This window comes from Pseudomonas sp. D8002, from assembly GCF_013385695.1.
Classification (GTDB): domain Bacteria; phylum Pseudomonadota; class Gammaproteobacteria; order Pseudomonadales; family Pseudomonadaceae; genus Aquipseudomonas.
In genome coordinates, this window is record NZ_JACAPM010000027.1 from 1 (window position 1) to 17,211 (window position 17,211).

Here is a 17,211-nt window from a genome sequence, read left to right on the forward strand (position 1 = left end):
GGCAAGACGTGCTGAAACTGGAACGGGTTGGCCTCACCGACAACTTCTTCGAACTGGGTGGCGACTCGATTATCTCGATTCAAGTGGTCAGCCGCGCCCGGCAGTCCGGCATCCGCTTTAGTCCAAAAGACCTGTTCCAGCACCAGACGGTGCAGGCATTGGCGACTGTCGCGCAGACCGGTGACCCGGTGCAGGTAATCGATCAGGCTGCGGTGCAGGGCCCGGCGTTGCTGCTGCCGATTCAACAGGCTTACTTTGCCGACACTATCCCGCAGCGTCACCACTACAACCAGTCGGTGCTGCTGCAACCGGCCCGTGCGCTGCAAGCGGCGCTGGTGGAGCAAGCATTGCAGGCGCTGGTGCTGCATCACGATGCGTTGCGGGTGATGTTCAACGAAAGCGCCGAAGGCTGGAGTGCCAGCCATCGCGACGCATCGATGCGCAATGATCTGTTATGGGTGCGCCCGGTGGCCGATGCTGGCGCGCTGGAAGTGCTGGCCAATCAAGCCCAGCGCAGCCTGAACCTGCAAACCGGACCCTTGCTGCGCGCCGTGTTGGCGACCCTGGACGATGGCACCCAGCGGCTGTTGCTGGTGATCCATCACCTGGCGGTGGACGGTGTGTCGTGGCGGATTCTGTTCGACGACCTGCAAACGGCCTACAACCAATTGCTCGCCGGGCAAGCCTTGCAATTGCCGGCCAAGACCAGCTCGGTCAAGACGTTTGCCGAACAGTTGCAAGCGCATGCACGCAGCGCGCAATTGCAGCAGCAGTTGGCCTACTGGCAGGCGCAACTGCAGGGTGCGCCGGCTGACCTGCCGTGCCTCAACCCCGAGGCGAGCCCACAGAACGGCCAGGCCGTCACTGTTCATACGCGTCTGGACAAACACCTGACGCGGCAACTGCTGCAGGAAGCGCCAGCCGCCTATCGCACTCAGGTCAACGACCTGTTGCTGACCGCCCTGGCGCGGGTGGTCTGCCGTTGGACCGGGCATGCAAGTACCTTGATCCAGCTTGAAGGCCATGGTCGCGAAGAGTTGTTTGCCAACATCGACCTGACGCGCACCGTGGGGTGGTTCACCAGTATGTTCCCGGTCCAGTTGTCGCCGGCGGCGGCACTCGGGGACTCGATCAAGTCGATCAAGCAAGGGTTGCGATCGATCCCGGACAAGGGGGTGGGTTTCGGCGCGCTGCGCTTCCTCGGTGACGAGGCCAGCCGGTCAGCCTTGCAAGCGCTGCCGGTGCCGCGCATTACCTTCAACTACCTGGGGCAGTTCGACGCCAGCTTCGATAAGGAACAGGGCGCGTTGTTCAGCCCGGCCAGCGAAAGCGCCGGTGAAGAGCAAAGCGCGATGGCGCCCCTGGGCAATTGGCTGAGCCTCAACGGGCGGGTATTTGATGGCGCACTGAGCCTGGGCTGGACGTTCAGCCACCAACAGTTCGAGCAGGCCACCATCCAGCAACTGGCCGACGATTATGCCGTGGAACTGGCTCTGTTGATCGGTCATTGCTGCGACCCTGCAAACCATGGCATGACGCCTTCCGACTTCCCGCTGGCCAGCTTTACCCAACCGCAGCTCGATAACCTGGGCCTCGCCGCCCGTTCGGTGGATGACATCTACCCGCTGGCGCCGATGCAGCAGGGCATGCTGTTCCACAGCTTGTACGAACACGGCAGCGGTCAGTACATCAATCAGATGTGCCTGGACATCGACGGTCTCGACCCACAGCGTTTCGAAGATGCCTGGCAGGCGGCGGTCGACGCCCATGACATTTTGCGCAGCAGTTTCATCTGGGAAGGCAGCGAGCAACCGGTGCAGGTGGTGCATAAACAGGTGCGCGTACCCTTCACCGCGCTGGATTGGAGCACACGCACGGATGCCCCGCAGGCCCTCGTCGAGTTGGCGTCCAGCGAGCGCGACCAGGGTTTCGACCTCGCCCTCGCGCCGCTGCTGCGGCTGGTGCTGGTCAAGACCGCTGAACAGCGTTATCACCTGATTTATACCCATCACCACATTCTGATGGACGGCTGGAGCAACTCGCAGCTGCTGGGCGAGGTGTTGCAACGTTACGATGGCCAGGTGCTGCCGCGCCCGGCGGGCCGCTATCGTGACTACATCGCCTGGCTGCAAGGGCGTGATGCCAAGGCCAGTGAAACGTTCTGGCGTGCGCAACTGCACGCGCTCGACGCGCCGACGCGCCTCGCCGAAAACCGTTTCGCCGCGCCGCAGCCGGCTGTCGAAACCAGCCATGCCAGCCTGTATCACTCACTGTCCCAACAGCAGACCCAGCGCCTGGGCGAATTCGCCCGCCAGCAAAAGGTCACCCTCAATACCGTGGTCCAGGCGGCCTGGTTGCTGCTCCTGCAACATTACACCGGGCATGACACGGTGGCCTTCGGCGCCACGGTGTCCGGACGCCCCGGCGAACTCAAAGGCGTCGAACAGCAGATAGGCCTGTTCATCAATACCTTGCCGGTGATTGCCAGCCCCCGGCCGGAACAATCGGTCACCAGCCTGCTGCAACAGCTTCAGGCCCGCAACGTTGCGTTGCGCGAGCATGAACACACGCCGCTGTTCGAGATTCAGCGCTGGGCCGGGCAGGGCGGTGAAGGCCTGTTCGACACGCTGCTGGTGTTCGAAAACTACCCGCTGGCCGAGGCCCTGCAAGCGCAGGCACCGTCAGGCCTGAGCTTCGGCACGGTGGGTAATCAGGAACAGACTAATTTCCCGTTGACCCTGGCCGTTAATCTCAATGAGACCCTGAGCCTGCACTTCACTTATGCCCATGCTGCGTTCCATACACATACAATCCAGCGCCTGGCTGAGCAGGTGGAGCACGTGCTCGCACAGATGGTGAGCCTGGCCGCCGACCGTAGCCTGGGTGATATCGACCTGGTTGGCGCGGCGACGCGCACCGTGCTGTTGCGCGACTGGAATGCCACGGCAGTGCCGGCCACCGACCGACGCCACGTTCATCAATGGTTCGAGTCCCAGGCTCGACGCACGCCTGATGCGCCGGCCCTGTTGGCCGATCAAGCGTCGCTGACCTATGCCCAGCTCAACCTGCGCGCCAATCGCCTGGCTCATGCGTTGATCGAGCGGGGTGTAGGCCCGGACGTGTTGGTGGGACTGTGCATGCCGCGCTGCGTGCAGATGGTCGTCGGGCTACTGGCGATCCTCAAGGCCGGTGGTGCCTATGTACCGCTGGACCCCGCTTATCCACAGGATCGTTTGATGTACATGGTCGAGGACAGCGGCATTGCCTTGCTGTTGACCGAAACCAGCGTACAGCCGTACTTCGCCGACGTGGCCGTGGACTGCCTGCTGCTGGACGCACTGCCCGAGCGGTTCGATGGCTACGGCGAGCATGAGCCTTCGGTAACCGTCGACAGCCAGAACCTCGCCTATGTGATCTATACCTCCGGTTCCACCGGGAAACCCAAAGGCGTGACGATTCGCCATGGCGCCCTGAGCAACCATATGGAATGGATGCAGGGTTGCCTGAAGCTGGATCACAGTGACCGTGTCCTGCAGAAGACCGCCATCAGTTTCGACGCCTCGGTGTGGGAGTTCTGGTTGCCACTGATGAGCGGCGCGCAACTGGTATTGGCCGCGCCGCAATTGAACCTGGACTTGACCACCTTGTGGGTCGAGGTGGAGCGTTGGGGGATCAGTGTGCTGCAAATGGCGCCATCGTTGCTGCAGGCGCTGTTGCCGCTGGCGACCCGTGAACACCTGGCCTCCTTGCGCCTGCTGATGTGCGGCGGTGAAGCGCTGAGTGCGCACCTTTCCCGCCAGGTCCTGGGCCTCTTCGATGGCGAGCTGCGCAATCTTTATGGCCCCACGGAGGCCACGATTGATACCAGCAGCCATGCCGTGGCGGCCACTGTCGAAGACGACGGGCGAATCATCGCCATCGGTCGTCCGATCAACAACGTATGCACCTATGTGCTGGACGGCGCCTTGCAGCCTTGCGCCGTGGGGGCGATTGGCGAGTTGTACATCGGTGGTGAATCCCTGGCCCGTGGTTATCACCAGCGTCCAGGGCTGACCGCCGAGCGCTTCGTTCCCGATCCGTTTGGCGAGTCGGCCGCCGCACGCCTGTATCGCACCGGCGACCTGGTGCGCCACGCCGAAAATGGCGTAATCGAATACATCGGCCGGATTGACCATCAGGTGAAAATCCGTGGCCTGCGCATTGAGCTGGGTGAAATCGAAGCCCGCCTCCACGCTCAACCTGAAGTACGAGACGCGGTAGTGCTGGCTCGGGAAACGGCGACCGGCACGAGCCTGGTGGGTTGGCTTGTCAGCCAGGACGGCAGCCTGGATAGGGCGGCCGAGGCGCGCTTGAGTGAACAGCTCAAGGCGCGGCTGGCACAACAGATGCCGGACTTCATGGTGCCCACCCATCTGGTCTTCCTCGATCAACTGCCGCTTACACCCAACGGCAAACTCGACCGCAAGGCACTGCCCGCGCCGGATACCCGCGCGCTGCATTCGGCTTACCTGGCGCCGCAAAGCGATCTGCAATGCAAGGTCGCGGCCATCTGGCAAGGCGTGCTCAACGTTGAGCAGGTCGGTCTGGCGGATGATTTCTTCGAGCTGGGCGGGCATTCGCTGCTGGTGGTGAATGTGGTGTCGCGCCTGCAGCTCGAACTGGGCATGAAGTTAACGCCCCAATTGATATTCCAATTTCCGGTCCTCGGTGCGTTTGTCGCGCAACTGGAGCAGACCGGCACGTCAATGAGCACGTCAAAATTGAGCAAGCTTGAAGCGCTGCTTGATGAATTCGAGGAGGTTTGATGGACACCGCTGTCGCACAACGTATTGCCAGGCGCTTCATAACGCTGCCGCTGGAAAAACGCCGTCTTTACCTGCAGAAAATGCTCGAAGAGGACGTTTCCCCGGCGAACCTGCCGATTCCGCCTGTCAGTGCCGAGTTCGACACGTTGTCATTGTCCTTTGCCCAGGAGCGTCAATGGTTCTTGTGGCAGCTGGACCCGGAAAGCGCGGCTTATCACATGCCTACGGCCCTGCGCTTGCGCGGTCCATTGGACATTGCGGCGCTGCAACAGAGTTTCAGTGCGCTGGTCGCGCGCCATGAGAGCCTGCGTACCACCTTCGTGGTGCACGGCGAGCAAGTGGTGCAGCAAGTGCAGGAGGCTGCACCGGTAAGTCTGCAGGTGCAGCCTCTGGCCCAGGTGCCGGATGCGGCGCAACTGCGGCATTTGATCGAAGACGAGACGCGCCGGCTGTTCGACTTGCAGCAGGGGCCATTGTTGCGTACGTGCCTGTTGCAACTGGGCGCGGATGACCATGTGCTGATTGTCACCTTGCACCACATCGTTTCCGATGGCTGGTCGATGCAGGTAATGGTCGAGGAGTTGGTCAAGGGTTACGCCGCGTTCAGTCGAGGGTTGAGCCTGGAACTGCCAGCGTTGCCGATTCAATACAGCGACTACGCCATCTGGCAGCGGCACTGGATGGAGGCCGGCGAGCGGGAGCGGCAGTTGCAATACTGGACCGCGCAACTGGGCGGCGAGCAGCCGGTGCTTGAGCTCCCGACTGACGTTGCGCGCCCGGCCGTGATGAGCTATCGCGGTGCCCGGCTGGAGTTGGATATCGACACCGCGCTGGCCTGCGGCCTCAAGCAGATGGCCCAGCGCGAAGGGGTCAGTCTGTTCATGATCCTGCTGGCCTCCTACCAGGCCTTGCTGCATCGCTACAGCGGGCAGAACGACATTCGGGTTGGCGTGCCGACCGCGAACCGTAACCGGGTGGAGACCGAGGGGTTGATCGGCTTTTTCGTCAACACCCAAGTGCTCAAGAGTGAGGTCGACAGCCAGGGCTCCTTCAGTGCCTTGCTGCAACAGGTCAAGCAGACTGCGCTGGATGCCCAGGCGCATCAGGACCTGCCGTTCGAGCAACTGGTGGAAGCCTTGCAGCCGCAACGCAACCTGAGCCACAGCCCGCTGTTTCAAGTGATGTTCAACCACCAGACCCAAGGCCCGGCGGGCGAGGGGCCGGCCGGTGAATTGAAGGTCGAGGGGCTGCGCTGGGATACCCATAGTGCACAGTTCGACTTGACCCTGGAAACCATGGAGCGCCCCGATGGGCTGTCTGCGGCGCTGATCTATGCCACGGATCTGTTCGGTGCAGACACGGTTGCGCGGATGGCCGGGCACTGGCAAAACCTGCTGCAGGCAATCATCGCGAACCCGGCACAAAGCATCGGTGAGCTGCCGTTGCTTGACGCTGAACAGCGCCAAGCGCAGCTCGACGATTGCGTCCGCACGTCGGTAGCCACACCGCAGGCGGGTTATGTTCATCGATTGTTCGAGGCACAGGTGGCCCGCTCGCCGGAGGCGCAGGCGCTGGTCATCAATGGCCAGCGCTTGAGCTACGGGCAACTCAATACCCGGGCCAATCAGTTGGCGGTGGAGCTGCAACGTCACGGGGTGGGCGCGGGTGTGCTGGTGGGCATTGCCGTCGAACGCAGCCCGCACATGCTGATCGGGTTGTTGGCAATCCTCAAGGCCGGCGGCGCCTATCTGCCTCTCGATCCCGCGTTCCCGCAGGATCGCCTCGCCTACATGATTGAGGACAGTGGCATCGACCTGTTGCTGACCCAACATTCACTGCTCAGCCAGATCCCGGTGCCTGACACGGTCACTACGCTGGTGCTGGATCAACCGGGCAATTGGCTTGACGGCCATGCCGGTGACGATCTGCCTACCCGGCTGGATCCGGAGCACCTGGCTTATGTCATCTACACGTCTGGCTCCACCGGCCAGCCGAAAGGGGTGATGGTGCGACATGGCGCCCTGACCAACTTTGTCGCAAGCATGGCCAGGGTGCCGGGCATGACCGCCCAGGATCGGGCGTTGTCACTGACCACGTTCTCGTTTGATATTTTCGGCCTGGAAATCTACGTACCCCTGATGGTCGGCGCGTGCATCGTGCTGACCGGCCAGGAGGTGGCGCAGGACCCGTACGCCGTGCTGGCCCTGATCGACGCCGAACAGGTCAACGTGGTGCAGGCGACTCCCTCGACCTGGCGCATGTTGCTCGACAATGAACAGGCCCACGTGCTCCAGGGGTGCACGTGCCTGTGCGGCGGCGAGGCGTTGCCCCAGGAACTGGCGGTGCGCATGCTTGGCCTTGGCGGTGAAGTCTGGAATCTCTATGGCCCGACGGAAACCACGGTCTGGTCGGCGTTGCACCGGCTGCGTCCGCAGGCTGCGCAACCTTGGCTGGGCGGGCCAATCGACAACACATCGCTGTACATCGTCGGTGCAGACCTGATGCCGGTGCCCTATGGTGTTGCCGGCGAATTGCTGATCGGCGGGGACGGCCTGGCGCGGGGTTACTTCCAGCGACCGGGATTGACCGCCGAACGTTTTGTTCCCCATCCGTTTTCCAGCACCGGCGAGCGGCTTTACCGCACCGGCGACCTCGCACGTCAGCGCCCGGACGGTATCCTCGAATACCTGGGGCGGATCGACCATCAGGTGAAAATTCGCGGTTTCCGCATCGAGCTCGGAGAAATCGAAGCGCGCCTGCTGGAGCAGGACGCTGTACGTGAAGCCGCGGTACTGGCCCAGGATGCCCCGGGCGGCCAGGCGTTGGTGGCGTATGTGGTCCCCGCCGCCGAATGGCAGGGCCTGGATGCCGACGGCCAGGGTCGCCTGCGCGACAGCCTGAACGCCCGGCTCAAGGCCAACTTGCCCGACTACATGGTGCCGGCGCATATGGTGCTGTTGCCAAGGTTCCCGCTGACCCCCAATGGCAAGCTGGACCGCAGGCAACTGCCCAAACCCGATGCCAGCCAATGGCAGAAAACCTACGTGGCTGCGCAGACGCCGGTGCAGCAAGCGGTGGCGGCGATCTGGGCCGAGGTGCTCAACGTGCCGCGGGTTGGCCTGAGTGACAACTTTTTCGAGCTGGGCGGCCATTCGCTGCTGGCGACCCAAATGGTTTCGCGGATTCGCCAGCAACTGCAAGTCCAGGTGCCTTTGCGCCTGCTGTTCGCCCATAACACCCTGCAAGCATTTGTCGAGGCGATGGCCCCGGCATCGTTGACTCCTGAACAGGCCATCCCGCGCGTTGCACGCGACCAGCCGCTTGCCCTGTCATATGCCCAGCAACGGCAATGGTTTTTGTGGCAATTGGAGCCCACCAGCAGCGCCTACCATATTCCCGCGGCCCTGCGTTTGCGCGGACACCTTGACCTGGCGGCCTTGCAACAGTGTTTTGACGCTCTGGTGGCGCGTCATGAGAGCTTGCGTACCCGGTTTGTGCTGGAGAACGAGCGTCCCGTACAACGGGTCGACGCGCCGGCACCGGTGGCGATTGCGCTTGAATCGGCGGCTGCCGGGCTGGATGACCCAGGCCTGCGCGGCTTGATTGAAACTGAAACCCGCCAACTCTTTGATCTGCAGCGTGGGCCGTTGCTGCGGGTCAAGCTGTTGCAACTGGGCGCTGAAGATCACGTGCTGATCCTGACCCAGCACCACATCGTGTCGGATGCCTGGTCGATGCGGGTCATGATCGATGAGCTGATGCAGTTATACCGCGGCTTCAGTCAAGGCCAACCGGCGGCGTTGGCGGCACTGCCGATCCAGTATGCCGATTACGCACAGTGGCAGCGTCAGTGGCTGGCGGCGGGTGAGCAGCAACGTCAGCTCAGCTACTGGACAGAACAGTTGGGCGGCGAGCAACCGGTCCTTGAACTGCCAACCGACCATCCACGTCCGGTTCAGCAAAGCTATCGTGGGGCCCGGCTGCCGATCACCCTCGAGCCGTCCCTGGCCGAGAGTCTCAAGCGCCTGGCGCAGCAGCAAAACACCACACTGTTCATGCTGCTGCTGGCCGGTTTCCAGACCTTGTTGCACCGCTACAGCGGGCAGCAGGATATTCGTGTCGGGGTACCGATTGCCAACCGCAATCGCCTGGAAACCGAAGGGATGCTGGGTTTCTTCGTCAACACCCAGGTACTTCGGGCCGACATTGAGGGGCACCTGCGCTTTGACCAATTGCTTCATCAGGTCAAGCAGCGGGTACTGGGAGCACAGGCACATCAGGACCTGCCGTTCGAGCAACTGGTGGAGCTGCTTGCACCTGCACGCAACCTGAGCCATACGCCGTTGTTCCAGGCCATGTTCAACCATGCCAGTGATGCTCGTCGCGAGGCGATTGAACTGCCGGGGTTGAGCCTGGAGCAATTGACCTGGGATTCGGGCAGCGTGCAGTTCGACCTCTCCCTGGATACGTTCGAGTACAGCGAAGGCATCAGTGCCGCACTGTCCTATGCCTCTGACTTATTTGAGCCAGCCACCGTCGCACGCCTGGGCGAACACTGGCTGAACCTGCTGCGCGCGATTGTGGCCAACCCCACCCAGCGCATCGCCGAATTACCGATGCTCGATGCGGTGCAGCGCCGGATGATGGTTGAGGACTGGAACCGCACGTTCGCCCACTACCCGAACCACCAGCCGGTGCACCACTTGATCGAAGCCCAGGTGGAGCGGGCCCCGCATGCCGTGGCGTTGGTGTTCGAGGGTCAGTCGCTGACCTATGCCCAGCTCAACGCGCGGGCCAACCGATTGGCTCATGCCTTGATCGCGCGTGGCGTAGGCCCCGATGTGCTGGTGGGCATTGCACTGCACCGCAGCCTGGAAATGGTGGTGGGCCTGTTGGCGATCCTGAAGGCCGGCGGCGCCTATGTACCGCTGGATCCGGAATACCCGCCGGAACGCCTGTCCTACATGATCGACGACAGCGGCATCGAATGGTTGCTGACCCAGCAAGCGCTGGTCGCAACCTTGCCGCTGCCGGACCGGGTGCGCACGCTGATACTTGATGGTGACGATGCCTGGCTGGCCGGTGAGGCGCAAGGCAACCCCGAGTCGCGGGCCGTCGCGCAAAACCTCGCCTATGTGATTTACACCTCCGGATCCACCGGCAAACCCAAAGGGGCTGGCAACAGCCACGGTGCCCTGACCAACCGGTTGTGCTGGATGCAACAGGCCTACGGGTTGCACGCCGACGACCGCGTGCTGCAAAAAACGCCGTTCAGCTTCGATGTGTCCGTCTGGGAGTTTTTCTGGCCGCTTATGACCGGCATCCGCTTGGTCGTGGCGTCGCCAGGGGATCATCGCGATCCACAGAAGCTGGTCCAATTGATCGAGCGCGAGGGCATTACTACCCTGCATTTCGTCCCGTCGATGCTGCAAGCGTTCGTGCTGGATGCCAATGTCAGCCGCTGCACCAGCCTCACCCGTATCGTTTGCAGTGGCGAAGCGTTGCCGATCGATGCGCAGCAGCAGGTCTTCGCCAAGCTGCCGGGCGCGGGGCTGTTCAATCTCTACGGCCCTACCGAAGCCGCAATTGACGTCACCCACTGGACCTGTCGTGACGAGGGCCGTGACGCAGTGCCCATCGGCGAGCCGATTGCGAACTTGATGACCTACATTCTCGACGCCGAGCTCAACCCGGTGCCCTGCGGCGTCAACGGCGAACTGTACCTCAGCGGCCAGGGACTGGCGCGTGGGTACCACCGTCGCCCTGAGCTGACGGCCGAACGATTCGTGGCAAGCCCGTTTGTCGCGGGTGAACGGCTGTACCGCACGGGCGACTTGGCCCGTTACCGCGTTGACGGGGTGATTGATTACATTGGCCGTATCGACCATCAGGTGAAAATCCGCGGCTTTCGTATCGAGCTGGGTGAAATCGAGGCCCGTCTGCTGGAGCACGGGGCCGTGCGCGAAGCCGTGGTGGTGGCGCAGGACAGCCGCAACGGCAAAGCCCTGAGTGGCTACGTCGTTACCCAGCCTGGCGCCGCCAGCGACTGGCCGGCACTGCGCGAGGCGCTGACTGCGCATCTGCGCCAGACCCTGCCGGAACACATGGTGCCGACGCACCTGACGCCGCTGGCAAAAATGCCCCTGAGCCCCAACGGCAAACTCGACCGCAAGGCTCTCCCGGTGCCAGACATGGCTGAGGTACAGCAGGACTTCGTGGCTCCCGCCAATGCAGTCGAAAGTGCCCTGGTCGAGATCTGGCAAGCCGTGCTCGGCGTGGCCCGGGTGGGCACTGCCGATAACTTCTTCGCCTTGGGCGGTGACTCGATCAATTCGATTCAAGTGGTCAGCCGTGCACGTCAGCAGGGAATCGGCCTGGCCCCCAAGGACCTGTTCCTGCACCAGAACATCCAGGCGCTGGCCCGGGCTGCGAGCGCCGATCAAGCCGCAACGATCGATCAGGGGCCGGTCAGCGGTGACAGCCATCTGGTACCGATGCAGCACTGGTTCTTCGCCAATGACATGGCGCACCGTGACCACTGGAACCAGTCGCTGATGCTGACCCCGCGCGAGCCATTGGACGGCGCATGTCTGCAGCAGGCCCTTGAGCACGTGGTGGCCCATCATGACGCCTTGCGCTTGCGCTTCGTGCAATCGGGCGATGGTACCTGGCAGGCCAGCCATGAGGCCGTCGGCGCGCAACCGGTAGGCCTCTGGCAGCGCCAGGCAGAGAACGCCGATGAGATCATCGCCATTGCCAACCAGGCGCAACGCAGCCTCGACCTGCAACACGGCCCGCTGCTGCGTTGCAGCCTGATCGCAGTGCAGGACGGCAGTTCGCGCCTGCATCTGGCGATTCACCATCTGGTGATGGACGGTGTGTCGTGGCGCGTGCTACTGGAAGACTTGCAAACGGCCTACCGGCAGCTTGCGGTAAACCAGCCTGTGGTGTTGCCACCCAAGTCCACCGCGTTCAAGGCGTGGGCCGAGCAGTTGCAGGGCTACGCCCACAGCGAAGGGCTGGCTCGGGAGTTGAGTTACTGGGCCGGGCAACAGGCCCATGCGTTGCCGGAACTGCCACGGGCGCGGCCTGAGGGCAGCCAGGCTTCGGTGCATGGCCATTCGGTCAACACGCGTCTGGATACAGAACAGACTCGGCGCCTGCTCAAGCAGGCACCGTCGGCCTATCGCACCCAGGTCAACGACCTTTTGCTCAGTGCCCTGGCGCAGGTGATTTGCCAGTGGACTGCGCAACCTGCGTGCCTGGTGCAACTGGAAGGCCATGGCCGTGAGGAACTGTTCGGCGACGTCGACCTGAGCCGCACGTTGGGCTGGTTCACCAGCCTGTTCCCGGTGGTATTGACCCCATCGGTGCACGCGGCAGACACCATCAAGGGCATCAAGGAACAGCTGCGCGCGGTGCCGAACAAGGGCCTGGGTTATGGCGTGCTGCGTTACCTTGGTGCAGAGGATGTCCGCTCGCGTCTGGCGAAACTCGCGCAGGCCCGGATTACCTTCAACTACCTCGGCCAGTTCGACCAGAGCTTTGATGAGCAGGCGTTATTCGCGCCGAGCGAGGAGGGCAGCGGGGCTGGGCACGCTGATGACGTGGCGCTGGGCAACTGGCTGACCATCGATGGCCGGGTGTACAACGGCCAGTTGTCCCTGGACTGGACCTTCAGCCGCGACGTTTTTGATGAGGCCACCGTCCAGCAATTGGCCGATGCCTACGGCGTCGCGTTGCAGGCACTGATCGAGCATTGCTGCGGCGAAGAGCATCAGGGCCTGACGCCGTCTGACTTCCCGCTGGCCCGTTTGACCCAGGCGCACCTTGACGGCTTGCCGGTGCCCGTGGCGCAGGTGCAAGACGTCTATGCGTTGTCACCGATGCAAGAAGGCATGCTGTTCCACACCCTGGCCGACGACAGCAGCGGCTTGTACATCAACCAGATCAGCCTGCCGGTACACGGGCTGCATACCGAGCGCTTCGCCGCAGCCTGGCAATCGGTGATTGAGCGTGAGGACATTCTGCGGACCAGCTTTCACTGGCAGGATGGCTTGAGCGCCCCGGTGCAAATTGTCCACCGCCAGGCCGAATTGCCGCTGCTGATCGAAGATTGGCGCGGCCAGGACATCAGCGAACAGGCGATCGGCGAGCGCGCAACGGCTGATTACCTGCAAGGGTTCGATCTGGCCCGTGCGCCGTTGCAGCGTGTGCTGTTGCTGCGGCTTGAGGACGACCGCTACCAGATGATCTGGACCTGCCATCACATCCTGATGGACGGCTGGAGCAGTTCGCGACTGTTTGGCGAGGTAATGCAGTTTTATGCCCAGGGCCACGTGCCGACACGCAACGGTCGTTACCGCGAGTTCATCGAATGGCTGCAACGCCAGGATCAACGGGCGCTGGAGGGCTTCTGGAGAAGCCGTCTTGCAACGCTGGAGCAGGCCACTTCGCTGAACCAGGCGATGTTCCCGCGGCATGTCGAGGATTTGCCCGGGCACCAGGCGCTTTACTCACGTTGGGATGCGGTGCAAACCGCACGCCTGCAACAGGCTTGCCGCGCCTTGCAAATCACCCCCAACACGCTGATCCAGGGCGCGTGGCTGTTGTTGCTGCAACGCTTTACCGGGCAGAACACTGTGGTGTTCGGTGCCACCGTGGCTGGCCGTCCTGCGGGGTTGGCCAATGCCGACAACATCCTGGGGCTGTTCATCAATACGCTACCGGTGATCCAGACCCTGGAACCCGCGCAGCCGCTGGATCAGTGGCTGCAAGCGTTGCAGGCCTGCAACATGGACATCCGTGAGTACGCACACGCGCCGCTGGCGGATATCCAGCGCTGGTCGGGGCTGGGTGGGCAAGGGCTGTTCGACAGCATCATCGTGTTTGAAAACTACCCGATCGATGAGCGCCTGGGTGAGCAACAGGACACCGGCCTGAGTTTCGGCGAGTCGCGTAACCATGACGTGACCAACTTTGCGATGGACCTGGCGGTCAATCTCGGCGAACAGTTGTCGATCGAATATCTGTTCCTGCGCAATGCCTTCAGTGTCGAGGCGGTAGAGCAGATTCGCCGCTGCATGGAAGACACCCTCGAGGCCATGATCGTTACGCCGACGGCGCGCCTGGGCAACCTTCAGCGCCTTGGGGCCGAGCAGTGGCGAGCCTTTGAGCAGTGGAGTGCGGCGCCGAATGCCAGCTATCAGGCGCAGCTCTTGCCGGAACTGATCGCACGCCATGCCCATTCGCGTGGCGAGGCGACGGCACTGGTGTGCGGGGGCGATTCGCTGAGCTACGGTGAGCTGGAACGTCGAGCCAATGGCCTGGCCCATCGCTTGATCGAGCTGGGGGCCGGGCCGGAAGTGGTGGTCGGGGTGGCCCTGGAGCGCTCCGTCGAGATGATCGTGGCGTTACTGGCGGTGATGAAAAGCGGCGCGGCTTATGTGCCGTTGGACATCGACTATCCGCCCGAACGCCTGGCGTTCATGATGCAAGACTCGGCGATGGCGCTGTTGCTGACCCATAGCCAGGTGCAGGCGCGCCTCCCGGCGGTGGAAGGCCTGGCGCAACTGGCCATCGATACGTTTGACCGCGCCGGCTACAGCGACACGCCGCCCGCCAGCAGTTTGCTGGGCGCCAATCTGGCCTACTTGATTTATACCTCGGGCTCCACCGGTCGGCCGAAAGGCGTGGCAGTGGCGCATGGGCCGATGAGCATGCATTGCCAGGCCATTGCCGGGCTGTATGACATGGATGAGCGCACCCGCGAGCTGCATTTCATGTCGTTTGCCTTCGACGGCGCTCATGAGCGCTGGCTCAGTACGCTATTGAGCGGGGGCACGCTGGTGATCCGCGATGCCAGCCTGTGGACACCGGAGCAGACCTTCGACGCCTTGCATCAACACGGCATCACGATTGCCTGTTTCCCGCCGGCCTACCTCAAGCAGTTGGCCGAGTACGCGGCCCATAGCCAACAGGAACCACCCGCGGTACGGGTGTATTGCTTCGGTGGCGATGCGGTGCCGGACCAGACCTTCGAACAAGTGAAAGCGGCACTGCGTCCACAGTTCTTTACCAACGGCTATGGCCCCACCGAAACCGTGGTCACGCCGATGCTCTGGAAGGTCCCGGTCGACACCCGGTGCGAGGCCGCCTATGCGCCGATCGGGCGTGCTGTCGGCGAGCGCGCGCTGTACGTGCTGGACGAAGACCTCAACCCGCTGCCGCCGGGGATTGCCGGTGAGCTCTACATCGGTGGCCAGGGCATTGCCCGCGGCTATTACCGTCGTCCGGACCTGAGTGCCGAGCGCTTTGTGCCGGACCCGTTCGGGTCGCCGGGCGATCGTCTCTACCGCAGCGGCGACCTGGTACGCCAGCGTGTTGATGGTGTGCTTGATTACGTCGGGCGTATTGACCACCAGATCAAGGTCCGGGGCTTTCGCATTGAACTGGGGGAAATCGAGGCGAGCCTGCGGCAACTGGACGATGTCAGTGACGCGTTGGTGATCGCCCGTGACAGTGCGTCGGGCAAGCAACTGATCGGTTATGTGGTGACGCCCGATGGCATGGCCATCGGTGATCGCCTCAAGGCGGACTTGCGCGCGCAATTGCCGGATTACATGGTGCCCACCCAGGTCATCTGCATGGCGGCGCTGCCTGTCACGCCCAACGGCAAGCTGGATCGCCAGGCCTTGCCGGAGCCTGAATTCAAGGGCGGCGAGTATGTTCCCGGCCGTACTCGTGACGAGCAACTGCTGGCACAGGTCTGGGCTGATGTGTTGCAAGTGGAGCGCGTGGGCATCACCGACAACTTCTTCGAGTTGGGCGGTGACTCGATCCTCAGCCTGCAAGTCGTCTCGCGGGTACGCAACCACCCTGAACTGAAGATGGACCTCAAGCTGCGGGACCTGATGCGCGGGCAGACCATCGAGGCGATTTTCGAGCAGCGTTCAAGCACCGTCGCCACGCTGATCGAGGATGTTTCGCAGGTGGCCGCCGAGGGCCAGTTCAACCTGATTCCGATCCAGCAGTGGCTGTTCGACCAGCGTATGAGCGAGCCGCACCATTACAACCAGGCATTGATGCTGCGTGCACGCCAGGCGCTGAATCTGCCGGCGCTGGAGCTGGCATTGCGCTGCATGTTGAAGCAGCACGACGCCCTGCGCCTGCGCTTTCGTGAGGTGGGCGCACGCTATTACCAGCATTACCAGCCGCTGGAGGACATGCAGGCGCAATGGGCCACTGAGCCCTTGTTATGGCAACACACCGTGGCCGATGAGGCGGAGCTTGAGCTGTACGCCGAACAGGTACAGCGCAGCCTGGACCTGCAAGACGGGCCGGTGTGGCGTACCGCTCATGTGACGTTGGGCAATGGCCAGGTGCGGGTATTGATGGTGATCCATCATTTGGTGATCGACACCGTTTCCTGGCGTTTGCTGCTGCAGGATTTGCAGGTCGCTTATGAGGCTTACCGCAATGGCCAGGCGCCGGCCCTGCCGATTCGTACCAGCAGCTACCGGGCCTGGGCCGAGGGGCTGCAAGCGTACGCGGCGAATTATCCGGCGCAGGAGCAAGCCTGGTGGCTTGAGCAGATCGACCAGCCGGGCAGTGAGCTACCGTGCGATAACCCGCGTGGCAAGAACCAGGTGCAGTACCAGTCGGTCGCGCTGATGGGCCTGTCGCAGGAGCATACCCAGCAGTTGCTCAAGCAAGTGCCTGCGGTCTACCAGACGCAGATCAACGATGTGTTGCTCGCCGCGCTGAGCCGGGTGTTGTGCCGCTGGAGCGGGCAGCCTTCGGTATTGATCCAGCTCGAAGGCCATGGCCGCGAAGACCTGGTCAAGGACATCGACCTGAGCCGCAGCCTGGGCTGGTTCACCAGCATGTTCCCGGTGCGCCTGGCACCCGGTGCCGGGGCTGATATCGGGAGCTCGGTGCGTGCGGTGCAGCGGCAATTGGCGGCCGTACCGAACAAGGGCCTGGGCTACGGCATCCTGCGTCACATGAGCGGTGTGTCGATGGCCGATACCTTGCGCCTGGCACCCCAGGCGCGTGTCACCTTCAACTACCTGGGGCAGTTCGACCAGAGCTTCGATGACAAGGCGATGCTGGTGCCGGCTCAGGAGAGCTATGGCAGTTGCTACAGCCCGCAGGCGGCCCTGGGCAATTGGCTGGAAGTGGTGGGGCAGGTGTATGACGGACGCCTGGCGATGCGCTGTATTTTCAGCACGCGCCGCTACCGTGCCGAAACCGTCGAACAGTTGATGCGAGAGTACCAGGCCGAACTGGAGGCGCTGATCGAGCATTGCGTGGCACAAGCGGCTTAAGGATTGAGGCCGATCCATCGTTATACAAAGAGGGGCCCTTGTGGCTCCTCTTTCGTCTGTGGCTTTTTCATAAGGAA

General features: G+C 62.8%; 2 protein-coding genes. Both read left to right on the forward strand.

Features of this window, described 5'->3' with window-relative positions:
- Window positions 1-4,805: non-ribosomal peptide synthetase (locus HX807_RS16120; RefSeq protein WP_177050457.1), on the forward strand; the 4,805-nt coding region annotated here is incomplete at its 5' end.
- Window positions 4,805-17,134: a non-ribosomal peptide synthase/polyketide synthase gene (locus HX807_RS16125; RefSeq protein ID WP_177050459.1), complete on the forward strand. Its 12,330-nt coding sequence runs from the start codon at window positions 4,805-4,807 to the stop codon at window positions 17,132-17,134. The genes HX807_RS16120 and HX807_RS16125, both read left to right, overlap by 1 nt.
- Window positions 17,135-17,211 lie beyond the last annotated feature (77 nt).

Coding starts and splice junctions, on each gene's coding strand:
- HX807_RS16125 (WP_177050459.1), top strand. CDS start 4,805: ATGGACACCGCTGTCGCACAACGTATTGCCAGGCGCTTCATAACGCTG.